The 22178-nt window shown below is 52.3% G+C and carries 20 protein-coding genes and 1 pseudogene; 10 read left to right on the top strand and 11 right to left on the bottom strand.

What is annotated here, in order from left to right:
• Positions 1-59: 59 nt before the first annotated feature.
• The 5 genes from trpE to speB form a co-directional block, all read right to left on the bottom strand.
• A complete protein-coding gene (trpE, locus tag SPI6313_RS11010; RefSeq protein ID WP_072621041.1) occupies positions 60-1577 on the bottom strand; it encodes an anthranilate synthase component I in 1518 nt (505 codons plus the stop codon).
• Between the two features lie 110 nt (positions 1578-1687).
• On the bottom strand, positions 1688-2356 hold the full coding sequence (locus SPI6313_RS11005) for a hypothetical protein (protein ID WP_072621040.1): 669 nt from the start codon (positions 2354-2356) through the stop codon (positions 1688-1690).
• Between the two features lie 126 nt (positions 2357-2482).
• Positions 2483-3031: a ribosome recycling factor gene (frr, locus tag SPI6313_RS11000; RefSeq protein ID WP_072621039.1), complete on the bottom strand. Its 549-nt coding sequence runs from the start codon at positions 3029-3031 to the stop codon at positions 2483-2485.
• On the bottom strand, positions 3018-3740 hold the full coding sequence (pyrH, locus tag SPI6313_RS10995; protein WP_217650572.1) for a UMP kinase: 723 nt from the start codon (positions 3738-3740) through the stop codon (positions 3018-3020). The genes frr and pyrH overlap by 14 nt, the downstream gene beginning before the upstream one ends.
• Positions 3741-3826: 86 nt before the next feature.
• Positions 3827-4729 (bottom strand): agmatinase, encoded by a 903-nt coding sequence (gene speB / locus SPI6313_RS10990; RefSeq protein ID WP_072621037.1) that lies wholly within the window; start codon positions 4727-4729, stop codon positions 3827-3829.
• 131 nt (positions 4730-4860) lie between these two features.
• On the opposite strand from speB, the gene SPI6313_RS10985 reads away from it, so the two are divergent.
• The 4 genes from SPI6313_RS10985 (at position 4861) to SPI6313_RS10970 (ending at position 9254) form a co-directional block, all read left to right on the top strand.
• Positions 4861-5943, top strand: coding sequence for a hypothetical protein (locus tag SPI6313_RS10985; RefSeq protein ID WP_139276614.1), 1083 nt, complete (start codon positions 4861-4863; stop codon positions 5941-5943).
• Between the two features lie 68 nt (positions 5944-6011).
• Positions 6012-6620 (top strand): Uma2 family endonuclease, encoded by a 609-nt coding sequence (locus SPI6313_RS10980; protein WP_072621035.1) that lies wholly within the window; start codon positions 6012-6014, stop codon positions 6618-6620.
• A gap of 66 nt (positions 6621-6686) precedes the next feature.
• Positions 6687-8468: a bifunctional serine/threonine-protein kinase/formylglycine-generating enzyme family protein gene (locus SPI6313_RS10975; RefSeq protein WP_072621034.1), complete on the top strand. Its 1782-nt coding sequence runs from the start codon at positions 6687-6689 to the stop codon at positions 8466-8468.
• 207 nt (positions 8469-8675) lie between these two features.
• Entirely contained in the window at positions 8676-9254 is a 579-nt protein-coding gene (locus SPI6313_RS10970; protein WP_072621033.1) for a Uma2 family endonuclease, read from the top strand.
• Between the two features lie 139 nt (positions 9255-9393).
• Here the strand turns inward: SPI6313_RS10970 and SPI6313_RS10965 are convergent, their stop codons facing one another.
• On the bottom strand, positions 9394-9771 hold the full coding sequence (locus SPI6313_RS10965; protein WP_072621032.1) for a HEPN domain-containing protein: 378 nt from the start codon (positions 9769-9771) through the stop codon (positions 9394-9396).
• Positions 9772-9883: 112 nt separating this feature from the next.
• Positions 9884-10240, bottom strand: coding sequence for a nucleotidyltransferase domain-containing protein (locus SPI6313_RS10960; protein ID WP_072621031.1), 357 nt, complete (start codon positions 10238-10240; stop codon positions 9884-9886).
• Between the two features lie 243 nt (positions 10241-10483).
• Here SPI6313_RS10960 and SPI6313_RS25100 point away from each other — a divergent pair.
• Positions 10484-10954 (top strand): annotated as a pseudogene (locus tag SPI6313_RS25100) (YebC/PmpR family DNA-binding transcriptional regulator); the annotation flags it as partial.
• 420 nt (positions 10955-11374) lie between these two features.
• Positions 11375-12190 carry a nucleoside triphosphate pyrophosphohydrolase gene (gene mazG / locus SPI6313_RS10950; RefSeq protein ID WP_072621030.1) on the top strand — a complete coding sequence of 272 codons (816 nt, stop codon included), beginning with the start codon at positions 11375-11377 and terminating at the stop codon, positions 12188-12190.
• Here the strand turns inward: mazG and SPI6313_RS10945 are convergent.
• From SPI6313_RS10945 to SPI6313_RS10935, 3 genes are all read right to left on the bottom strand, one after another.
• Positions 12174-12401, bottom strand: a complete 228-nt coding sequence (locus SPI6313_RS10945; protein WP_072621029.1) for a hypothetical protein — start codon at positions 12399-12401, stop codon at positions 12174-12176. The genes mazG and SPI6313_RS10945 overlap by 17 nt on opposite strands.
• A gap of 14 nt (positions 12402-12415) precedes the next feature.
• Complete coding sequence (locus tag SPI6313_RS10940; RefSeq protein WP_084668989.1) at positions 12416-13585, bottom strand: RNA-guided endonuclease InsQ/TnpB family protein; 1170 nt, start codon at positions 13583-13585, stop codon at positions 12416-12418.
• A gap of 471 nt (positions 13586-14056) precedes the next feature.
• On the bottom strand, positions 14057-14839 hold the full coding sequence (locus tag SPI6313_RS10935; protein ID WP_084668988.1) for a response regulator transcription factor: 783 nt from the start codon (positions 14837-14839) through the stop codon (positions 14057-14059).
• Positions 14840-15047: 208 nt separating this feature from the next.
• Here SPI6313_RS10935 and alr point away from each other — a divergent pair, with 208 nt between their 5' ends.
• Together alr and SPI6313_RS10925 are read left to right on the top strand one after the other, a co-directional pair.
• Positions 15048-16208, top strand: coding sequence for an alanine racemase (gene alr / locus SPI6313_RS10930; RefSeq protein WP_072621028.1), 1161 nt, complete (start codon positions 15048-15050; stop codon positions 16206-16208).
• A gap of 467 nt (positions 16209-16675) precedes the next feature.
• Entirely contained in the window at positions 16676-17686 is a 1011-nt protein-coding gene (locus SPI6313_RS10925; RefSeq protein WP_072621027.1) for a pentapeptide repeat-containing protein, read from the top strand.
• A gap of 104 nt (positions 17687-17790) precedes the next feature.
• Here the strand turns inward: SPI6313_RS10925 and SPI6313_RS10920 are convergent, their stop codons facing one another.
• Positions 17791-18990 carry a PAS domain-containing sensor histidine kinase gene (locus SPI6313_RS10920; protein ID WP_072621026.1) on the bottom strand — a complete coding sequence of 400 codons (1200 nt, stop codon included), beginning with the start codon at positions 18988-18990 and terminating at the stop codon, positions 17791-17793.
• A 496-nt stretch (positions 18991-19486) separates the two neighbouring features.
• On the opposite strand from SPI6313_RS10920, the gene SPI6313_RS10915 reads away from it, so the two are divergent.
• Both SPI6313_RS10915 and SPI6313_RS10910 read left to right on the top strand, forming a co-directional pair.
• Entirely contained in the window at positions 19487-20275 is a 789-nt protein-coding gene (locus SPI6313_RS10915) for a response regulator transcription factor (RefSeq protein ID WP_072621025.1), read from the top strand.
• 248 nt (positions 20276-20523) lie between these two features.
• The gene (locus SPI6313_RS10910) at positions 20524-22167 is read left to right on the top strand and encodes an ABC transporter substrate-binding protein (protein ID WP_072621024.1); all 1644 of its coding nucleotides are present in this window, start codon (positions 20524-20526) and stop codon (positions 22165-22167) included.
• Positions 22168-22178 lie beyond the last annotated feature (11 nt).

The raw sequence follows: 22178 nt of genomic DNA, 5'->3' as shown, positions 1-22178 counted from the left end.
CCAAAACGATTCAAGGCCCGAAATCCAGCGATCGCCCTTTCTCACCACGAGCGGCGCGATTACTGTAGACAGCGGATCGCTTCGAGGAGGCCGCGGGCTTTGTTGAGGGTTTCTTCGTATTCGGATTCGGGGATGGAGTCCGCCACGAGACCTGCGCCCGCCTGTACCGAGACTTGATGTTGATCGTTGCCTTGGGGACGGACGACCATGGTCCGAATGGCGATCGCACTATTCAATTGCCCCTCAAAATCGTAATAGCCGTAGACCCCGGAATAGGGCCCGCGCCGTTCCGGTTCCAGTTCGTGGATGATTTCCATGGCGCGAATTTTCGGCGCACCGCTCACCGTCCCGGCGGGAAAGGTGGCTTTCAGTAAATCCCAGGCGGTTTGATCCTCGCGTAACTTGCCGATCACATTACTGACAATGTGCATCACATGGGAATAGCGTTCAATCACCATCAACTCATCAACACTCACCGTACCCCACTTGCAGACGCGACCCAAATCATTGCGCCCCAAATCCACGAGCATGACGTGTTCGGCCACTTCTTTGGGGTCGGCGAGGAGGTCTTTTTCTAAGGCGAGGTCTTCGGCGTGGGTTTTGCCCCGGCGACGTGTTCCGGCGATGGGACGGACGATCGCTTGGGTTTCGCCCGTGGGGAGTTTTTCCGCTTTGACCATCACTTCTGGGCTAGAGCCGATGATCTGCCATTGGTCAAAGTTGAAATAGGCCATGTAGGGGGAGGGGTTCACCAACCGCAGGGAGCGATAGAGGTCGAAGGGGTTGCCGCTGTAGGTGGTTTGCAACCGTTGGGAGAGGACGACTTGGAAAATGTCCCCGGCATGGATGTGTTGTTTGGCGGTTTCGACGTTGGCGCAGTAGGCTGCGGGGCTGGTGTTGCTGGTGTAGGCGATGGGGGGCGCGTTGTCGGTGGCGAGTTCGATGGTGCGGGCTTCGATGGGGAGGGGCAGTTGGAGTTTTAAAACGAGTTTGGTGACGCGATCGCAGGCCGCCTGATAGGCCGCCTCCACATCCACCTCCGGATCGCGCAGGTCGGCATAGGCGATCGCCCAAATCTTCCGCTTCACCTGATCAAAAATAATTAAATTATCCACCTGCATCCAAATTCCATCGGGCAGATCATCGGGTTTCGCCCGATGCACCGGCACTCGTGGCTCAATCCAATGGATCAACTCATAGCCCCAAAACCCGAACAGGCCGCCAATCCCCGGCGGTAATTCCGGCAAAGTCACCGGATCATAGGGCGCGAGACAGTGGGCAAGGCTATCAAAGGGATTGCCGTCATAATGCTGCACCTGACCATCACGATGGGTTTGGCGGGTATGGTTGCCCCGCGTCGTCAGCACCCACACCGGATCGCAGCCTAAAAAACTATAGCGGCCAATATTTTCCCCGCCTTCGACGGATTCCAGCAAGAAGCTGTAGGGCTGGCCCGCGCAAATCTTATACCAGGCTGAAACCGGGGTTTCGAGATCCGCCACCCACTCACGATAAACCGGAATAAAATTGCCCTGCTTGGCCAGAGCTTTAAAGTCAGACAGTTCGGGGAAAATCATCGGTGCTGGGGACGTGAAGACGGAGGACTCAGGAAACCAATAGTTTAAGTGTAGGGCAATGGGGCCTACGCTCATGGGGGAATGGTGGGAGGGAAGACGGTGCGATCGCCCTAACGAGAATCACTGGTCGCTAACGAGGCGGGATCTTCGCCATTGGCGGCGGCAGGGTCTTCGCCGAGGTAAATGGTGCGAATGTCGTCGGGGAGATTCACGGTCAGCATCCGATAGCTTTCTTGGAGATAGTCTTGGACTTGGGCGGGGGAGAGCATATCGCCTTCGGCTTGGAGGTAGGCGGCGATCCGGGTGGGACTCCATTGGAAGGTGCGGGCCATGAGGAGGATCAGCCGAATCACGGGGGGGAGCAGGTCGAGGCCCTGTTCAAGGTAGCACCACAGGGGGGGTGAGGTGCTGTTGAGGTCGTAGGTGATCGATTCGACGGGAGGAAGATTGGCTTGGTTGATGCAAAGGGCGGTGACGTTGATTAACCAGTTTTGATAGGAGGTGGCTTCAACGGCGGCCGCGCCGCGCAATTCTAGGCCGCGCATTTCGTAGAAGATATGCCGCCAGGTGAGGGCAAACAGATAGTCACCTTGGACGGGCGATCGCGCTGAGTGGGAAATCAGGGTGTAGACGATGGGATTGTAGCGGCAAAACAACGCAACGAAATAGCGTCCCTGTTCGGGGTGACGCTGAAACAGAGTGAGTAAGTCTTGGTCACTGTAGCGAAACAGTGCTTTGACAATGGGGTGGTTGCACTCAGGAAAGCGTTGGGGTTGCACGGCGGTCTTTTTAGGGTAGGGAGAATCAGCAGAGCATAAATCACAGCCATTCTAGCCTGAATTACTCCTGTAGGGGCTTAGTCACTAAGCCCCTACGGATGGATGGCGATGAGCCGACGGCCACGCTTAGATGGTGGTGATGTCTTTTTCTTTGACGGCGAGCAGGTCTTCGATTTTCCCGGTGTATTTGTCGGTTAATTTTTGCACGTCATCCTGTAAGCTGCGGGATTCATCTTCGGAAATGTCGCTGCTTTTTTCCTGTTTGCGGATGCTGTCGATCGCATCCCGGCGGATGTTGCGGATCGAGACTTTGCCGTCTTCGGCGAGGTTTTTCACCTGTTTGACCAATTCTTGACGGCGATCGCTCGTTAAGGGTGGAATATTGAGCCGAATTACCGCCCCGTCGTTGTTGGGGTTCAAGCCAAGGTCAGACATTTGAATCGCCTTCTCGATCGCGCCCATGCTGCTGCGATCGTAGGGTTGGATCAAAATAGTGGTGGCTTCGGGGGTGCTAATGTTGGCGATTTGTTTGAGGGGGGTCTCTGCCCCGTAGTATTCGACGCTAATCCGGTCGAGCAAGCTGGTGCTGGCTCTGCCGGTGCGAATCGTGTTGAAGTTCCGCTGGGTTGCTTCAATCGCTTTTTGCATCAGTTGTTCAGTGTCAGCTAACTTCATAGTTACCTCCTACGATGGTTCCAATTGGTTCTCCCTGAACGGAGCGCACAATGTTCCCGTTCACCGAGAGATCAAAAACAACAATGGGAATATTATTTTCTTTACAAAGGGCGATCGCTGTCCCATCCATCACCCGTAAATCATGACTCAGCACATGGTTATAGGTGAGGCTGGTATAGCGGCGTGCGTTCGGATTCGTTTTGGGATCAGCATCATAAACACCATCGACTTTGGTGGCTTTGAAGATGACATCCGCATCAATTTCGGCAGCTCGAAGGGCCGCAGTGGTGTCGGTGGTGAAAAAGGGATTGCCTGAACCCGCCCCAAAGATGACCACCAAACCCCGTTCGAGGTGGCGAATGGCCCGCCGCCGGATGTAGGGTTCAGCCACCTCTTGCATGGCGATCGCAGTTTGCACACGGGTCGCAATGTCAATCCGTTCGAGGGCATCTTGGAGGGCGATCGCATTCATCACCGTTGCCAGCATCCCCACATAGTCTGCTGTTGCCCGATCCATCCCAGCGGCAGACGCTTTCACACCGCGAAAGATATTGCCGCCCCCCACCACAATCGCCACTTGGACCCCACTTTTAATGACATCCGAAATTTCTTGCGCAATGCCAGCAACAACAGCGGGATCGATGCCGTATCCCAAATCCCCCATCAAAGCTTCCCCACTCAGTTTGAGTAAGACTCTCTGGTATGCCATCGGTTGCCTGCAACTTGCGTTGGATTGATTTGCCTCAATTACCATAGCAGGTTTTCGCGCCGCGTCGCGCTGGGGGTGCGATCGCCTCAACCCAACCGACCCCGACTGAGGGCATAGTAGCCAATCAATTTATAGACCAACTTCGCCGCAATAAACTCTGAAACCACAGAATCCCGGAGAGGGGCCAATTCCATCACATCGCAGCCGATTACCTGCCGTTGGGTGAAAAGGGTGCGAAGAAATCGGGTGGTTTGGGCCCAATTGAGGCCGCCGGGTTGGGGGGTTCCCACACCGGGCATGATCGCGGGGTCGAGGCCGTCGAAGTCAATGGTGAGGAAGACGCGATCGGTGGGGATGGCAGCGATCGCATCTTCGATCCATTGGGAATTTTCGGTGATGTGATGATCCCACTGCACCGGAATCTGCTGCGATGCGATCAGATCCGCCTCTTCTTTGCAAATGCTCCGAATCGCCACCGGCACAAGGGGAATCCCCCGATCCACAATCCGCCGCATCACACAGGCATGGTTATAGATCGACCCCTGGTAACTGTGGCGCAAATCTCCGTGGGCATCGATTTGCACGACGGTGAAAGGTTCCGTGAATACCTGCTGATAGGCAGCGACTACGCCAGCGGTGATCCCATGTTCACCGCCGAGGGTGATCACAAATTTGCCCGCTTGGAGGAGGGGAGTTAAGGCGGCTTCCACCTGCTGCACCATGGTTTCGGGGAGCAGGTCGGGCTGGTGGCGACTGTCTGCGATCGCATCATGAATCCCAATCCCCACGGCGAAACAGGGTTCTTGTTGTAACTCCACATCGTAATGTTCCAACTGGTCCGACGCAGCGAGGAGCGCGATCGGCCCCTCTTGGCAGCCCTTGCGATAGGTGGTGGTGGCTTCGTAGGGCACGGGCACAATTATCACCTCAACATCGTCATCCGGTACGGCCGTGGCCGCATCAATAAAATAGCGGGGAAAATCATTCATCAGAATTTGCGTTGAACCCTCGGCTTGACGGCAAAAACAAGACGGATTTGCAGAGATGACCGTAGAAACAGTGTCAACGGGTCTCGCTACGTTAGAATAAGCGCTTGGTAATGCTCACTCCAAAAAACCTTATGTCATCATACTGGGCTTGGCTCGCACGCATGGCACTGTTTGGCCTGATCGGCTCTGCCTCGGTCGGGTTCTTTCTCCGCACCGAACTCCAGACTCAACCCCAAGCGGGGAACGGAGCGCGATCGCCCCAAGCCCAGGTTGTCCCCTTTGACCCGGAATATCTGCTACCGTCCGATGCGATCGCCAGCGGTCAATATCGTCCGGCGAGCGATCGCAATGGCAGCGATCGCAACGCCACCCATCGCCCCAACCTCCCCCCCATCCCCAACAGTCGCCTCGCCCCGCCCCCCACCTACGAAAACTACGCCGCCATCCCCGACCTCCCCTTAACCGCCGCCGCCACCTCCCCCACTCCACCACCCCCCGCCAACCGAGACTACGAAACCATCGCCCCCACCCCCCAACCAGAGCAACGCTTCAACCTCAGTCAAAGCATTGTGCGCCATTCCCGTTTGTTTGAAAAACCAATTTCCTTGGGGATGTTAGCGATCGGCAAAGCGGAGGGGAACTATCGCGTCTTTGTCGAAGCCAATAAACTCTACGTCGAACAAACCCCCCTCTATTTCGGACACACCGACCCCGGCAACCTCTCCTGGGGCGAGCGCGTCACCAATTACGGCCCCTGTAGCGACCAAGGCCGCAGCGGTGGAAACATCGCCACAGCAGAGCAGATGTGTAGTCAACGGGCTGTAGATCGTCTCCCTACCAATCTTCAAGATCTCTACAATGCGGGCATTAATCCTGATGAAGATATCGAAGCCGTCATTAATACCGCCGATCTGTATAACCAAGCCAGCCCAGTTCATTCGCGAGTTTTCCCCCAAGCGTTAATCATGGCTTATCAAGGGGGCTTACAAGGCGTAGAAGCCATGGCCTGGGCCCGAACCGCGTCGTTTTATCTCAATGGCAACAATGCCCTAGATCTTCGAGGGGGACAGAATCGCGCCTCTGGGCTGTTGGGCATCTGTGCGCGGGAACGGCGGCCGGTGACGGAATGGGAATGTGTCTATGGCGATCAGTTGCGCCGCTCGAAAGCGATCGCCTCCGTCCTCGAACAATATTTCCAAGTCTACGGCTCTTAACTGCCCATCCCCATGCCAAACGCTAGGATGGGGAGAGGCTCATTTTTTGTCGTTCATGGAGACTGATCATGATTGCACAGATTCAATCGCCTCGAATGACGGTGGCGGAGTATTTGGCGTGGGAAACCGAGCAACTGATTAAGCATGAGTATATTGATGGGGAGGTTTACGCCATGGCCGGATCGACGTTGCCCCATAATGATATTGCGTTGAATGTATATAGCGTCTTGCGGTCGCACCTGCGGGGTAAAGGTTGCCGCGTTAACGTTTCAGATGTGAAAGTCCGAGTTTCTGAGCAGGGGCCGTATTTTTATCCGGATGTGGTGGTGAGTTGTGATCAGCGCGATCGCACCGCGATCGACGCAATCTATCACCCTCGGCTGATTATTGAGGTGCTTTCTCCGAGTACCGGAACCTTTGATTATGGGCAAAAGTTTCAGTTTTACCGCCAAATTTCCAGCCTGGAAGAATATGTCTTAATCGATGCCACTCAAATCCGATGCGATCGCTACACCAAAAACGCAGCGGGCAAGTGGGAATTAACCTCATATCCTGACAGTGACGAGGATTTAGAACAGTGTCAATTAGAGTTCAGTAGTTTAGAGTTGCGCTGTGATTTAGGGTTGATTTATGAAGATGTGGAATTGGGGCGCGATCGTAATCGAGACAGCGAGTAAGAGTATCTTCTGTGTGAAGTCCATCCGTTCGGTTTAAAATGAGCCTATCGTGTTCTCTGTCCCGTCATGCGCCACTGTTTGAATCCTGCCTGTCGTCAGCCGAACCCGGACGGCCACCAGTTTTGCCAGAAATGCGGTAAGCCGTTGCTGTTGCGGGGGCGGTATTGGGCGAAGGCGGTGATTGGTCAGGGGGGGTTTGGGCGGACGTTTTTGGCGGTGGATGAGGATAAGCCCTCGAAGCCGTTTTGTGTGATTAAGCAGTTTTCACCCCAAGATCCGGCAACGTTCACGAAGGCGTTAGAACTATTTGACCAAGAGGCGCAACAGTTAGAAATTTTGGGGCAACATCCCCAAATTCCGGAGTTATTCGCCCATTTTGTCGAACATGATCAGTCTTATTTAGTTCAGGAGTTTATCAATGGGATCACGCTCACGAAAGAACTGGCAGATCATGGGGTATTTTCAGAGCAACAGATTCGGGCATTATTGACAGACTTGCTGAATATTCTGGAGTTTGTTCATAGTAAAAATGTGATTCACCGGGATATTAAACCGGATAACATTATTCGTCGTCAGGCTGATCAAAAATTAGTCCTAGTGGATTTTGGGGCGGCGAAGGTGTTGCAGCAGGTACAGCGGACTGTTACCGGCACTCAAATTGGTTCAGCGGAATATTGTGCGCCAGAGCAAGGGATGGGAAAGGCACGATTTAATAGTGATCTCTATAGTTTGGGGGTGACTTGTTTACATTTACTGACGCAGGTGAGTCCCTTTGATTTATATGCCGTTCATGATGGGGAATGGGTTTGGCGAGATTATCTAAATGGCAATCGGGTCAGTAATGAGCTAGGGAAAATTTTAGATCGATTGGTTGAAGGGGCTTCAAAAAAACGGTATCAATCCACAGCGGAGGTTTTAGCCGATCTCCAACCTGTTCAGAAACAATCATCACAAAACGTTCAAACCTACCACTACGAGATCATCACGCTGAATGAACGTGGGGGGATTGCTCAACGACAAAAGGGACAAAATCAAGGCTATCTGGAAAACACTAAGGGATTAAACCTAGAGATGGTGAGGATTCCGGAGGGGGAATTTATGATGGGATCACCACACAATGAAGCAGGGCGATCAGATGATGAAGGCCCCTCGCATAGAGTAATTGTGCCGGAATTTGCCATGAGTCGCACCGCCATCACCCAAGCCCAATGGCAAATCGTCGCCCAACTGCCCCAAGTGGTGCGATCCCTCAGTGCCGATCCCGCTTATTTCAAAGGCAAAAACAACCCCGTAGAACAGGTAAGTTGGAAAGACAGTATCGAATTTTGTCTACGGTTAAGCGAAGCCACAGGGAAACTGTACCGCCTGCCCAGTGAAGCAGAATGGGAATACGCCTGTCGAGCGGGAACAACCACCCCCTTCCACTTCGGCCCCACCCTCTCCCCCCAAGTCGCCAACTATGACGGTAACTACACCTATGGCCAGGGCAAAAAAGGGGAATATCGAAAGAAAACGATCCCGGTGGGGAGTTTAAACGCGCCCAACCCGTGGGGACTCCATGAGATGCATGGAAATGTGTGGGAGTGGTGCTTAGATGATTGGCATGGGAGTTATCAGGGAGCACCAAAAGATGGGAGAGCATGGATAGATAGTGGCAATTATTCTCAAAACAATAAAGACTGGTTAAAAAGGTTGTTGAACAATAAATCAACGTCAAGCAAGCTGCTGCGGGGTGGTGCTTGGTACCCCAACCCGAAGCACTGCCGTTCTGCCTATCGCGACTCCTACCCCCGCGACGACGGGAACCTCGACATCGGTTTTCGTGTCGTCGCCCCCAGAACTCCTTAGCCCTCTACCCTCTTTCCCTCTTTCCCTCTTCCTGGCGCGAAGCGCCTTTTTTTATTTTTTTAAGAAACCGGGTTTTTGTCAAAATGTCCGCCAAAAACGAGAAGGAATAAACAACCCGGTTTCTGGTGGGCTAGGGAAAATCGGGTTATACTATCGGTGAATTAATGAGTAGCGATCGCCAATCTTCCACCAGGTAAAATCTTCCCTATGTTAATCACCAAACCTCGGTTTGATACCTTTGAAGAATACCTAGAATATGAGCATGATTCTGAGCAACTTCATGAACTGTTCAATGGAGAACTGATTGCAATGCCACCAGAATCTGGCTTCAATGTCCAAATTGCAACCCGCCTCCTCTTTATCTTTGCCTCCCTTCTGGGTACAGATCGCGTCCGAGGCCAGGGACTCGAATTAGAAGTACGCGGCGAACCCAGAAACCGCTATCCTGATTTGACCATTATTCGCGAAGAACACATTCAACAACTCACCCGCCGCAATACCCTCCGTCTCGATATGCTCCCCCCTTTATTGGTGGTTGAAATTGTCAGTCCCGGAGACATTCAACGCCATCGCGATTATATTGCCAAAAGACAGCAATATCAGGATTGTGGCATTCCTGAATACTGGATTGTTGATCCTCAAACCCAAAGAATTTTGATTCTAGAATTGCAGAATAGTTTTTATCAAGAAGTCGGAACATTTAGCCAAAATGACCGCCTCCCATCTCCCAACTTTCCAGAATTCAATTTAACCGCTGCTGAAGTTTTGGGGCATCCGTTCCCATAATCGCCAACAATGCTCATACCACGCCGGGATCAGAAACCGGGTTTCTGTGAGGTTGCAGTGGAAAAATGAGGCAATGCAAGAAACCCGGTTTCTGGCTTCTTCCTTCTCTAGTCGGGGTTAAGTCCATGGTTAATGAGGATTATAAATTTTGGGTTGCAAAAAGAATAAATTGTTCACAATGATTCAATAAAATCTCAGCATCTGTTGCCCTGATTTTGACTTCATCATCAACCCCATAATCTGCGATCGCCCGTTTACTTTGTGCATTAATCAAGAAACGATGAAATTCCAACGGAACAATCCCCTTTTTCGCTAAATCCCTACCAAACGCCGCAATCACCGCCCCATGACTTGAAAAAGCCAAATCCTGCTCCCACAAAAAAGCTTCTGCAATGTAAAACATCCCATAATAAGCCCGTGATGCAGCAAAACCATAAAATCCTTGTTCCGCTAAAACCTGAGCCGCCCGATAACTCTCCTGTGCCTTAAAGATCAAACTTTGAGACTTGGATTTCATGGCAATAAGTAGACCAGGGTGAATCTTACACGCTATGCAACGGATTGTAACAAATGCTGAATTGAAGTGATAACGGGTTTTCTAGCATGATCAGCCCAGAGCTTATGGTTTTTTAAATCTTGCCTGTTCTACTTAGTGTTAATGGCTTATAAACAATTCCCTCTTTTTTAACATTGAACATAAAAGGAGAATCTTGGGCATTGAATCGCTCCAAAGAAATGAAATACCAAGAAATAACAACATCATAATCTAAACAAACTTGACTCATTAAATCCGTAGTCTGATCAATTTCATCGTAGGGATGATCCAATGTTTTTAAAATAATCAACAAATCAATATCTGAATAATCCCTAGCATCCCCCCGCGCCTGTGAACCGTATAAAATAATCGATTCCATCCGATCTTGATAATGATCAATCAATGCCCCTGTCACTTGTTTCAGAACCAATGATAAATTTTTATGCTGCATGGTTTTTTCAAAAATAGTGAATCTTCAGAAAAAAGTTCTCCGCCTCACTGACCAACAGCAGAGCCATGATACGAGATTAGCTTACTTGGCTCTGCCCAGTGACGTTCCCCTCAAGGGCTTCCGCCTCCCCCCATGATATCCTCATCATTAGATGCTGAAGGCACATCCCCGAAGAGGCTTAGGGGGGCAGGGGGGATCTCACGGGTTAAAATCTTGGGAGTAGGTTAACAGGGGTAGAGACCCTTGGCGGGACATAGCAAGTGGGCCAAGATCAAACGGCAAAAAGCGCGGGTCGATGCCAAAAAAGGTAAGACCTTTACCCAACTCTCACGGGCGATCATCGTGGCGGCCCGCAATGGTTTACCCGACCCCGATGGCAATATGCAACTGCGCACCGCTATTGAAAAGGCCAAGGCGGCGGGGATTCCCAATGAAAATATTGAGCGGGCGATCGCCAAGGGTGCAGGAACCTACGAAGCCATCCGCTATGAGGGCTATGGCCCTGGGGGGGTAGCGGTGTTGATCGAAGCCTTCACCGATAACCGCGATCGCACCGCCGCCGATCTCCGCGTCGCCTTTGGTGAAAATGGCGGCAACTTGGGGGAAACCGGCTGTGTGAGTTGGATGTTTGATCAAAAGGGGGTGGTTTGTCTGGCGGGGGTGATTGAGGAAGAAACCTTGTTAGAGGTGGCTTTGGCAGCAGAGGCGGAAAGTCCACTACAACAGGCGACGGCTCTTAACTGCCCATTCCCATGCCAAACGCTAGGATGGGGAGAGGCTCATTCTTTGTCGTTCATGGAGACTGATCATGATTGCACAGATTCAATCGCCTTTTATCGCCAGATTCCCACCCTTGCAGAATATGTCTTAATCGATGCCACTCAAATTAGATGCGATCGCTACACCAAAAACGCAGCGAGTAAGTGGGAATTAACCTCATATCCTGACAGTGACGAGGATTTAGAACAGTGTCAATTAGAGTTCAATCGTTTAGAGTTTCGCTGTGATTTAGGGTTGATTTATGAGGATGTGGAATTGAGCGGCATTTGTGAGAAGTACCCCTTGTGACTCGTCTTCTGCGCAACGAACAGCAGATTTGTATCGTATCATTGCAGAGAAGTGCCGTCTGATCCCATGTCAAACTCTGCTCTGCCTGCTCTCCAACGCCTGATCGAGGTTGTCGCCCGGTTACGTGACCCCGACGGCGGCTGTCCCTGGGACTTAGCCCAAACCCCCCAAAGCCTAATCCCCTATGTGATCGAAGAAGCCTATGAAACCGTGGCGGCGTTGCAAACCGGGACGACGGCGGATGTGTGCGAAGAATTGGGGGATCTGCTCTTGCAGGTGATGTTGCAGGCTCAAATTGCTTCGGAACAGGCACAGTTTACCCTCGCGGATGTTGCCGATGGGATTAGCGAGAAATTGATCCGCCGCCATCCCCATGTGTTTGGTGAAGACACGGCCGATACGGTGGAAGCGGTGCGCCACAATTGGGAGCAAATTAAAGCCCAGGAAAAGGGGAATGCGCCCGCCCGGATGAGCGATGGGTTTCAACGCTACGCCCACGGGTTGCCGCCGTTGATGGCGAGTTTGAAGATCTCGAAAAAGGCGGCGGCGTTTGGGTTTGAGTGGGACAGGATTGAGGATGTGTGGGAAAAGGTGGAGGAGGAGTGGCAGGAGTTGCAGGAGGCGATCGCCTCTGGAGACAAAGCCCACCAAGAAGCCGAACTGGGGGATCTCTTCTTTGCCCTGATTCAAATCGCCCGCTGGCAAGGGCTTGACCCATCCCAGGCTCTCCAAGGCACGAATCACCGTTTTATCCAACGGTTGCAAACCATGGAAGACAACGCCGATCGCCCCCTCACCGACTACGATCTCGCCGCCCTTGATGCCCTCTGGAACCAAGCGAAACGGCAGCTTGGCCAAGGCTCCCCTAAGCCGGAGGATTAGCCGTGACGAAGTGAGCGATCGCCTCTTGGGGCGGCATCGCCGCACTCATCCCCACCCGCGCCAAATCGCTAGAACGTCCCGTTTGACCCTGCAAATACCGTTCCGCAAACGCCACATACTCGTCATAAAGCCCCGGATTGTCAATATCCGCCAACTTTTTGTCCAAACTTTGACACTCCCCGCGCTGAAGCGACGGGGATTCTGGGTTCATCGACCGGACTTAACTCAGCAGGATTGCTCCAACTCAGCCAGAGGCCCAATCTCCCCAAGCGTATAACTTCCCGTGTGCCCCACGGTAGTGAGTCCAAGGCGCAGGATGTTGATGGCAGCATTCACATCTCGGTCAGCCTCATAGCCGCAATGCGGACAGTGATGGGTTCTGACTGAGAGTGCCTTGTTGACTCGTTTGCCGCAGTTTGAGCAATCCTGGCTCGTATAGTGGGGAGGAACGGCCACCGTTGCCTTCCCATATTTCCTGCCAAAATACTCCAACCAACAGCGAAACGTTGACCATCCCGCATCACTAATCGACTTAGCCAGATGCCGATTGCGAACCAACCCTTTCACATTCAAATCTTCATAGGCCACCAAATCGTTAGATTGGATGACGCAGTAGGCGATGCTCTTCGCCCACTCATTACGTTGCCTACTTACCCTTAAATGCTTCCGGGCGTACCGGTTCCTGGCCTTGTGATAGTTCCTCGACTGTGGTTTTGCCCCCTTACGGTACTTTCTGGACTTCTGCCGATTGGCTCTGTTCAACCGCCTTTCAGACTTACGATAGAACTGCGGCGTTTCCACCACAGTGCCATCGCTGGCAGCGATGAAATAGCGCAAACCGAGGTCAAGGCCAACAGCTTTTTGACTCGGCTCACTCTGCACCTGAACATTCACCTGGATGCAGAACTGAACATAGTAGCCATCGGCACGACGAACGAGGCGAACTCGCTTAATTAGGGATTCGTCATAGCGGGCCAGATCGTAGGTGCCGATCAACCGCAATTCCCCAATCCCGAAGCCATCGGTGAATTTGATACGCTTCGGCCCCAGCAGTTTCCAGCCAGAGGTTTTGTATTCCACCGAGCGGGAATGCTTCTTGAACTTGGGGAATCCTACGGGCTTAATACCCTTTTTTCGATGCTCATAGAAGCGACTGATGGAACTCCAGGCTCGTTCTGCTGCTGCTTGACGGGCCATGGAGTTGAGTTTCTTAGCAAAGGGAAACTCCCCAGCCAAGTCCTTGCAGAGCTTGCTAAGGTCGTATTTGCCGACTTTTTGGCTATCCATCCAATAGCGCACAGCTTTGTTACGGACAAACTGAGATGTCCGGATAGCATCGTCTATAGCGGTAGCCTGGGCAGGCTTTACCCGTGCTTTGAACTCAAGTACTATCATTCTCTTATGCTAGCATGTCCAGCGTAAGAATGCGGCTAAAGCCGCCGTTGCTTTTCATCCCTGGGCTAAAGCCACAGGGCTTTCAAGCTATCGTCTATTCCTGTAAGGTGCAGTCATATTGCTGACGGACTTCTTGTTCTAGTGCTACTAAAATCCGCGCTGACATTACGCCCCGAAAGCCACCGCCGTCTAAGGATAAAATTCGATAGGTCATCGCTCATTATGCCTGGAGGCTAGAATTTCTGGCGTGATTCTAGCATTGGATTGATTAATCCTTTGGTTTGTTAAGTATTATCCTCAAATTAACAGGCCGGCATTCAAGACGGTGATGAGGGTCAGAAATGCGGTGTTTGATAACTTCAATGGGCCAGATTTAAGCTGTAGTAAAGAGGGGGTTAACAATGAGCGATCGCACCCCATCCCTGATCACAATCATTCCAAAACGAGCCGGCTCATGCATCGATGATTGGACTAGACGGTATAGCCTGCGGCTAATGGCTCACTGTTGCGATGGGGTTCTGGCATTGTGGGGGGGGTTGAGTCGCTAGGTTCCATCTGTTTGAGGGCATCGGGGTTAAAGCGATAGCCCACATTGCGCACGGTTTGAATCAGGCTGGTGCGTTCAATGCGATCGCTGTCCGGGACGAGTTTTTTGCGCAGGGACAGCACATGGGTGTCGATGGTGCGGGGATTGTCGATCGCATCGGGCCAAGCGCGATGGAGCAGTTCTGTGCGGCTCAAGGGGATGCCTTCGGCTTGGGCTAAAACGTAGAGGAGGCTGAATTCTTGGGGGGTGAGGTCGATGTAGCGCCCGTAAAGATGCACCCGCCGCTGCACTAAGTCAATGCTCAGATCACCATAGTTGAGCAAGAGGGGCACGCTGGTCACACGACAACGCCGCAGCAATGATTCAACCCGTGCCATGAGTTCTTGCATGCCAAAGGGTTTTTTCAAGTAGTCATCGGCTCCGGCTTTTAAGCCAGTCACCACATCATGGGCACTATCTTTGGCCGATAACAACAAGACGAGGGATTGACGCTGTTGCAACAACCATTGACAGAGTTCTAGGCCATTGCCATCGGGTAAATCCGGCTCAAGAATCACGAGGGGGGGTTGGTTGCGCAGGAGAATGTCTCGCGCTTGCTGGAGGTTTGCAGCTTGTTGGATACGATACCCAGCTTGTTGCAAGTGCCACCCCAGCAGCGATCGCAAATGTGGATTGCCTTCGACGATGAGTATTTGACTTGATCCCACGAAGCGTTACCTACGAAAAATTTTTAATGTGTCCTTACCATAACAAATGCAATTTTGAACTGTTGTAACACTGGTTACCCTCGATCCTGTGATTTTTCAGGGTTTGATGTCTCCAATATTCAGGTTAGACTATGCCCTAACTCGGTTTCCCTGAATGAAATTCATCGCCGTTATGCCAAGCGGCGATCGCGCTAAGGAGTGAAGTTTTATGGTAAAGCAACAGTTAAACTCTCCCCAGCAAATTGGGACGGCACAGCAGCGGGCTTGGGTGGAAATTGATCTCACTGCCTTGGGGCACAATGTGCAGCAATTATTCGCACATTTGGCACCGGGCGCGATCTTAATGGCGGTGGTCAAAGCCGATGCCTATGGCCATGGGGCGGTGCCGGTGGCGGAGGTGCTGGTGAGTTTGGGGGTGCAGCGTCTGGCCGTTGCCACTCCCCAAGAAGGGATTGCCCTGCGCCAAGGGGGAATTCACGTCCCGATTTTGGTGTTTGGGGCGATTTACACCCCGGCGGAAATCGAAGCGATCGCCCATCATCACCTTGAACCCACCCTCTGCACGCCCCACCAAGCCGCCCTCTTTGCCGACACCCTGACCCCACGGGGGACAACCCTCCCCGTCCATCTCAATATTGATACGGGCATGTCTCGCCTGGGGACGCGCTGGACGGATGCCCTGTCCTTGGTGCAAGCGGTTCACGAGTTGCCCTCGCTGCATTTGGCCAGTGTCTATTCTCACTTTGCCACGGCGGATGATCCCGACCCTCAGTTTATGGAGATTCAGCGCGATCGCTTTGAGGCCGTCCTCACCGAACTCCGCAATCATGGCCTCTATCCTCCCATGGTGCATCTTGCTAATTCCGCCGGGACTTTGGGCGATCGCGCCCTCCATTACGACGGGGTGCGTATTGGTCTATCCCTCTACGGTCTTTACCCTGCGCCCCATCTCAGCCCCACCCTTACCCTGCGCCCTGTGATGGCGGTGAAAGCACGAGTCACTCAGGTTAAGTCCATTCCACCCCAAACGGGGGTCAGTTACGGCCATCGCTATGTCAGCGATCGCCCCCTGCGCCTCGCCGTCGTCAGCATTGGCTACGCCGACGGTGTACCCCGCCTCCTCACCCACAAAATGCAGGTCTTAATCCGGGGGCAGCGCGTCCCCCAAATCGGCGCGATCACCATGGATCAACTGATGGTAGACGTGACCGAACTCCCGGACGTGCAACCCGGTGATTGTGTCACCCTCCTCGGCCAAGACGGCAGCGAGCAGATCACCGCCGACGATTGGGCCAATGCGATCGGCACGATTTCCTGGGAAATTCTCTGTGGGTTTAAACCACGCCTGCCCCGCGTTTATCTGCATTGAATTTTTATTAACAATAGTCATGCTTGATTACAAAACATCAAGATTGGTCAGTAAGTGAGTTGATGATGACCAGAATTCAACATGATTCGTCTATGCTAGAAAGTAGAATCCAAGAGATTCAAGACCCGGAAAATCAAATAATTTAACAGCAAAAAAAGTCCCATTACCTAGTCTTAACGTTGCCATAGCAATCCTATTTGATTCATAAGCAGGCAAGGGTTGATTCATGAACAGGCAAGGGGCTTAAGCCCGTTGTTGATGAGGAGATCAGATCTCCGATTGATTTAGGATCGCTATCAGTTAGACCCACTCAAGAGGAACCCATTCAAACCCAAGCATAAAAGGCTAAAACAGACTGATGTTATGTTGAATTTTGTCATTATCCCGACTCCGCCACACCAACGCTTGTTCTTAAACCCTCGATAATTTGCTATCTATCTCAATTTATTTCATGGAGTCAATTTCCAATGGATGCCCATATTCTATTAAAACGGTATGCTTCAGGCGATCGCGACTTTCGCGGTTCTGATTTGCCCTATGCCAACTTAATTGGTGCTCAACTCACCCATGCCAACTTCGCCGGTTCACTCCTGAAAGAAGCGAGTTTAGCTCGCGCCTATTTGGAGCGGTGTTTTCTCCAAGGAGCCAATTTGAATGGAGCATTTTTGTACAGTACTGACCTCACCTTTGCCAAACTCGCCAATTCTCAACTGTGCGAAGCCGACCTCACCAAAGCCAATCTCAAAGGCGCTCATTTGGCAAAAGCAGACCTCCAGGGAGCCAAACTGAGCGGAGCCGTCTTAAAATGGGTCACCCTTTTTCGGGCTAATCTGTCGGGTGTCAATCTCTGTGGCGCGAATTTAAATGGGATTAATTTGCGATCGGCTAATCTGCAAGGCGCAAACTTAAACTGGACGAACTTGAGCGGGGCGCGGCTCAGCGGTGCAAACCTCCAAGGGGCACAACTCAACGGCGTAAAATTGGAAGGAGCTTGGATGAATGGCTTGATACTGCCCAATATTAATTTCAGCGGTCTAGAGCTAAGCAGTGTCAAACTCAGCGGCGCTCAGTTACAAAATGCAGAATTAACCGGAGCGGATTTCAGCGACAGCGTCATGCGGCGCATTCAATTAGAGGGCGCAATGATGAAGCAGGCAGATTGCAGCCAAGCCGATCTGCGGGGTAGTCAGATGATCAAAGCCGATCTGATGAAGGCCAATCTCCGGGACGCTCTCCTCACCAATGCCGATTTGCAAGATACCAATTTAAATCTTGTCAATTTCTCCGGGGCAGATTTAACCGGGGCGAATTTGCGGGGTGCTTACCTGTGGGGTGCAAATTTAGATGGTGCTTGTCTCCAAGGGGCAGATCTCCGGGGTGCAAGCTTACGGGATGCGAAGTTAACCGGGACAGACCTCCGGGATGCCTGTTTACTGGGGGCAACGATGCCGGATGGGTCGTTGTATTCCGGGATCTAAACCGCTCTGGGGACTGGCTCGATGGGCTTTTTGCGCGGTGCTCCTGTGCCCTGCGATCGCACCCATGCACAGAGCAGCCCGATCCGGCGCGTTTGGGTCTGGGGTTAGGATAAGGTCGTGGGCAATCGCACCGTAAAGGTTGTGCCACGATTGACGCAGCTTTTGACTTTGATTGTGCCCTGTTGCAATTGCACAAACTGCTGCACAATACTCAATCCTAAACCCGTGCCGGGAATATTGCTGACATTAGCCCCTCGGTGAAAGGGTTCAAATAAATGGGCTTGATCGTCAGGAGAAATACCGATGCCTTCGTCCTTAACGGTGAGAATCACCTGTTGATGGCGTTTGGTTAATTTGAGCCAGATTTTTTGATGGGGTGGGGTGTAGCGGAGGGCGTTGGAGAGCAGATTTTCAACGATGGAGCGGACGAGACGGGGATCAAGGTGGGCGATGAGTTGGCGGCTTTGGCATCTGAATTCGATCGGGACGGGTAAGCGAAGATTTTCCCGTTCCCGGAGCATGTGGCTGCAAAATTCGACGAGATCGATGGGTTGGGGTTTGACTTCGAGGACGTTGGCTTCGATTTTGCCGATGACGAGGATATCGTCAATCATCTGGGTCATGCGCTCGACATTGCCGGTGATGGTGGTGAGGTAGTCGGCTTTTTCGGTGGGGGTGAGTTGGCTGTCGTAGCGTTGGAGGGAGGAGACGGAGAGGGCGATGTTGTTGAGGGGGTTGCGGAATTCGTGGCAGACCATGGTGATGAAGCGCGATCGCACCTCGTTCAATTCCCGCAATTGTTGGTTCGCCTGGCGCAGCTTCGCCGTGCGCTGTTGCACTTGTAATTCCAACTCTTCATTGGTGCGTTGCAAGATGTCTTCTGCCCAGCGTCGCTGCGTGATATCGCGAAAGGTCACCACCGCCCCAATCAACTGCCCCGCTTCATCCCGCATCGGCGTACTGATATATTCCACGGGAAAACTCGTCCCATCCTTGCGCCAAAACACTTCACTGGTGACGCGGTGGGTGCTGCCGTCTTGTAAGGCAGCATAGATGGGGCAGGCTTCGCGGGGATAGGTTTGCCCATCGGCGTAGGAATGGTGCAGCACCTTATGCATGGACTTGCCAATCAGTTCATCAATGGGCCAATCAATCATTACAGCGGCGGCGGGGTTCACAAAGGTGACATTGCCATCGAGGTCAAGGCCATAGACCCCTTCCCCGACGGCATTCAAAATCAGTTGATGTTGACGGCGAAGTTCTTGGAGTTCCTGAGCAACAGGTTTCGAGGGGGGGACAGACATAATGAACAGCCAAGAGAAATTGTGGTGCGGATCGTCAATAGCCTGATTGGGCGAATTGAGTCATTTTTTAGATATTAAGGGCGGAAATCTCCCTCAGGTGCAAGATGCGTTGTGAAAGTACCCCTGATTTTTGTTCAGGAAAGTATAATCTATTACATTTTGTGGTTCTTAATTGCACGTTAAATGAGGGTGAAATTGTCAATGTGGCGATCGCGATCGCCGGAGTCTGCTCACTGCACAGTCTCAACATCATCTCGACAAGCTGCGCCTTATTGGCAGTTGAGGAGGAGTCTGGAGAGAGATAAACGCAGGGACAGTTGGCCGGTAAGAAGACCCGTTTGGGGGTGTTTTCTCTCCTGAATTTCTCTGTCATGAATGGTGGACGACGCTGTGCATTCAGAGTTGATCGGTGACGATAGTTTTGGGCGTTGAACCTCTCCCGTTAACGTAGGCTCAAAATTACCATCGCACATCCCATGAATGTCTTGAACTCAAAATGAAGACCATCCTTGTTATTGAAGACGAAACCCAAACCCGAAATATTTTCCTAAAGTCTTTGCAATTTGAAGGCTTTGAAGCCCATGGTGCGCGCAACGGTGCCGAAGGGATTCAGCTCGCTCACCAATGTCGGCCGGATTTGATTGTCTGTGACATCATTATGCCGGATATGGATGGCTATGCGGTGTTGGCTAATTTGCGATCATCCCCAGATACGGCGATCATTCCCTTCATTTTCTTAACGGCTAAAGTGGCCATGGCGGATCTCCGTCAGGGCATGGAGTTGGGGGCGGATGATTACCTGACTAAACCCTGTACGGTAGAGCAATTTTTAGCCGCGATCGCCACACGCCTCAAACGCCAAGAAGACCTCGGCAAACTCTACGGGCGATCGCCCCAACCCGCCCCCTATCGCGACCCCTTCCCCTCCCCAGACAACCCAGCCACCGACCCCATCTTCCCCGACTATTCCCAACTCCAATCCGTCTTTCAATTCATCGAAACCCACTACAGCCAAGCCATTCACCTCGAAGATGTCGCCCAAGCCGCTGGCTATTCTCCTGCCTATCTCACCCATCTCGTCCAAAAACAAACCGGACGCACCGTTAAACAGTGGATCATTGAGCGGCGCATGACCCAAGCCTGCAAACTGCTGCGCACCACTAGTCAATCCATTCGTAAAATTGCCGATGCCTGTGGCTATGCTGATGCAAGCTACTTTACCCGCCAATTTCGACAGATTCACGGACTTTCTCCGCTCCGCTGGCGACAGCAGATTAACCCTTAATTGGAGAGAAGGATTATAAAATAGCACTCTATTAACGCAGATATTTAGGATGAATTCTGTATCTCATTTAACACAAATCTCCTGTTTCTCGGAATATTAAACATCCACAAAGAAAGTCCTAATTTTCTCCGAATAAAATCCAATGCCATCCCCCGGAATTCCTGTTAAATTACCCAACAATATTAATGGCCAATTCTGATCCTGTTTGTTGAGTTTTCGGTAATTTTGGTTGTAGGTGAACATTCGCTATGGTTTTGAATTCGGCACAGAACGTACTGAGTAATTTAACGCGCTCGCCTGGGCGTTATGGAACGCTGTCTAACTTGCAATCGCTTTGCACTGTTTGCGGACAGCAACATTCCAGTTTTGACCACTGGGAATTTATGCAAACAATGCCCCAAGATCCCATCGAGATGGTCGATGATCTGGTCAAAATGGGGATTTATAAAGAAAATCAACTGCGGGCCGCTGATACAGTGAATGCCCATGAACTTCGGAAGACGCTTTTGCTCAAACGAGTGGGACGCGGTAGCCCGAAGCGCGAAAAACTTATTTTGGATCTCTGTCGCCAAGCGGGGGGATTAGATAATGCCTTCGCAGCGGCCTTTGGCCCCCAAGCGGGTCAATTTTTCGGGGATGCAATTCGCAATGGGCAACCCACCCGCCGCGAGTTCCTGCGCAACATGGCGATCGGGGCGGCGTTGGTGAGCCTTGCGAGTTGCGGGGATGGTGGTTCGAGCGATGCTCCAACGGAGGATGACGCGGAACCCGTCGATACCAGTAATCTGGAAAAAACCGACCTGCGCATTGGCTTTATTCCCATTACCTGCGCCACGCCGATTATTATGTCGGAACCGCTGGGATTTTATGAAAAGTATGGGTTTAACGCCGAAGTGGTGAAAATGCCCAGTTGGGGGGCGGTGCGGGATTCTGCGATCGCGGGCGAACTCGATGCCTACCATATGCTCGCCCCCATGCCCATCGCCATGACCCTCGGCCTCGGTTCCGCCGCCTTCGGGGTCAAACTCGCCAGCATTGAAAACATCAACGGCCAAGCGATCACCATCGCCGAACGCCACAAAGGAAACATCAACGGCCCCGCCGACTTCAAAGGCTTCACCATCGGTGTACCGTTCCCCTACTCGATGCACAACCTGCTGCTGCGCTACTACCTCGCCACCGGCGGCATCGATCCCGATGTAGATGTGCAAATTCGCCCCGTTCCCCCACCGGACAGCATCGCCCAACTGATCGCCGGGGACATTGACGCTTATCTAATGCCCGATCCCTTTAACCAACGCGCAGTTTATGAAGGAGCCGGCTTCATCCACATGCTCACGAAAGAACTGTGGCCCGGTCATCCCTGCTGTGCCTTTGCCGCCAGCGACGAATGGATCGAAACCAACCCCAACACCTTCCGCGCCCTCAATAAAGCGATCATCGAGGCCGCCGGTTACGCCAGCGACCCCGCCAACCGGATCGAAATTGCCGAAGCGATTTCCGATCGCGCCTTCCTCAACCAGCCCGTCGAAGTGGTGCAAGCGGTTCTCACCGGGGACTTTGAAGATGGCAACGGCAACACCCTGAGCATCCCCGATCGCATCGACTTTGACCCCTATCCTTGGCAGAGCTTCGCCAACTGGATTTCCTCACAACTCGTGCGCTGGGATCTCCAAGGCGACGACCTCGCCCCCAAAGTCATCCCCGAAACCGGCTATGACACCGTCGGCACAGACGTATTCTTAACCGACCTCGCCCGCGAACTCGCCGAAGAACTGGGTCAATCGCCGCCGTCCGAGATCTACCGCATCGAAGAATTAAAGTTTGACACCTTCGATCCCGCTGATCCGGAAACCTACGTGCAAGAGCAAATCGACGAATACGGCGTGTAAATTAGGCGGCT

The organism is Spirulina major PCC 6313 (assembly GCF_001890765.1).
GTDB classification, from domain to species: Bacteria; Cyanobacteriota; Cyanobacteriia; order Cyanobacteriales; family Spirulinaceae; genus Spirulina; species Spirulina major.
The sequence above is the reverse complement of the archived record's forward strand: the minus strand, read 5'-3'. Positions and strand labels throughout refer to the sequence as shown.

Coding starts and splice junctions, on each gene's coding strand:
- trpE (WP_072621041.1), bottom strand. CDS start 1,577: ATGATTTTCCCCGAACTGTCTGACTTTAAAGCTCTGGCCAAGCAGGGC.
- frr (WP_072621039.1), bottom strand. CDS start 3,031: ATGAAGTTAGCTGACACTGAACAACTGATGCAAAAAGCGATTGAAGCA.
- pyrH (WP_217650572.1), bottom strand. CDS start 3,740: ATGGCATACCAGAGAGTCTTACTCAAACTGAGTGGGGAAGCTTTGATG.
- speB (WP_072621037.1), bottom strand. CDS start 4,729: ATGAATGATTTTCCCCGCTATTTTATTGATGCGGCCACGGCCGTACCG.
- SPI6313_RS10985 (WP_139276614.1), top strand. CDS start 4,861: ATGTCATCATACTGGGCTTGGCTCGCACGCATGGCACTGTTTGGCCTG.
- SPI6313_RS10980 (WP_072621035.1), top strand. CDS start 6,012: ATGATTGCACAGATTCAATCGCCTCGAATGACGGTGGCGGAGTATTTG.
- SPI6313_RS10975 (WP_072621034.1), top strand. CDS start 6,687: ATGCGCCACTGTTTGAATCCTGCCTGTCGTCAGCCGAACCCGGACGGC.
- SPI6313_RS10970 (WP_072621033.1), top strand. CDS start 8,676: ATGTTAATCACCAAACCTCGGTTTGATACCTTTGAAGAATACCTAGAA.
- SPI6313_RS10965 (WP_072621032.1), bottom strand. CDS start 9,771: ATGAAATCCAAGTCTCAAAGTTTGATCTTTAAGGCACAGGAGAGTTAT.
- SPI6313_RS10960 (WP_072621031.1), bottom strand. CDS start 10,240: ATGCAGCATAAAAATTTATCATTGGTTCTGAAACAAGTGACAGGGGCA.
- mazG (WP_072621030.1), top strand. CDS start 11,375: ATGTCAAACTCTGCTCTGCCTGCTCTCCAACGCCTGATCGAGGTTGTC.
- SPI6313_RS10945 (WP_072621029.1), bottom strand. CDS start 12,401: ATGAACCCAGAATCCCCGTCGCTTCAGCGCGGGGAGTGTCAAAGTTTG.
- SPI6313_RS10940 (WP_084668989.1), bottom strand. CDS start 13,585: ATGATAGTACTTGAGTTCAAAGCACGGGTAAAGCCTGCCCAGGCTACC.
- alr (WP_072621028.1), top strand. CDS start 15,048: ATGGTAAAGCAACAGTTAAACTCTCCCCAGCAAATTGGGACGGCACAG.
- SPI6313_RS10925 (WP_072621027.1), top strand. CDS start 16,676: ATGGATGCCCATATTCTATTAAAACGGTATGCTTCAGGCGATCGCGAC.
- SPI6313_RS10920 (WP_072621026.1), bottom strand. CDS start 18,990: ATGTCTGTCCCCCCCTCGAAACCTGTTGCTCAGGAACTCCAAGAACTT.
- SPI6313_RS10915 (WP_072621025.1), top strand. CDS start 19,487: ATGAAGACCATCCTTGTTATTGAAGACGAAACCCAAACCCGAAATATT.
- SPI6313_RS10910 (WP_072621024.1), top strand. CDS start 20,524: ATGGTTTTGAATTCGGCACAGAACGTACTGAGTAATTTAACGCGCTCG.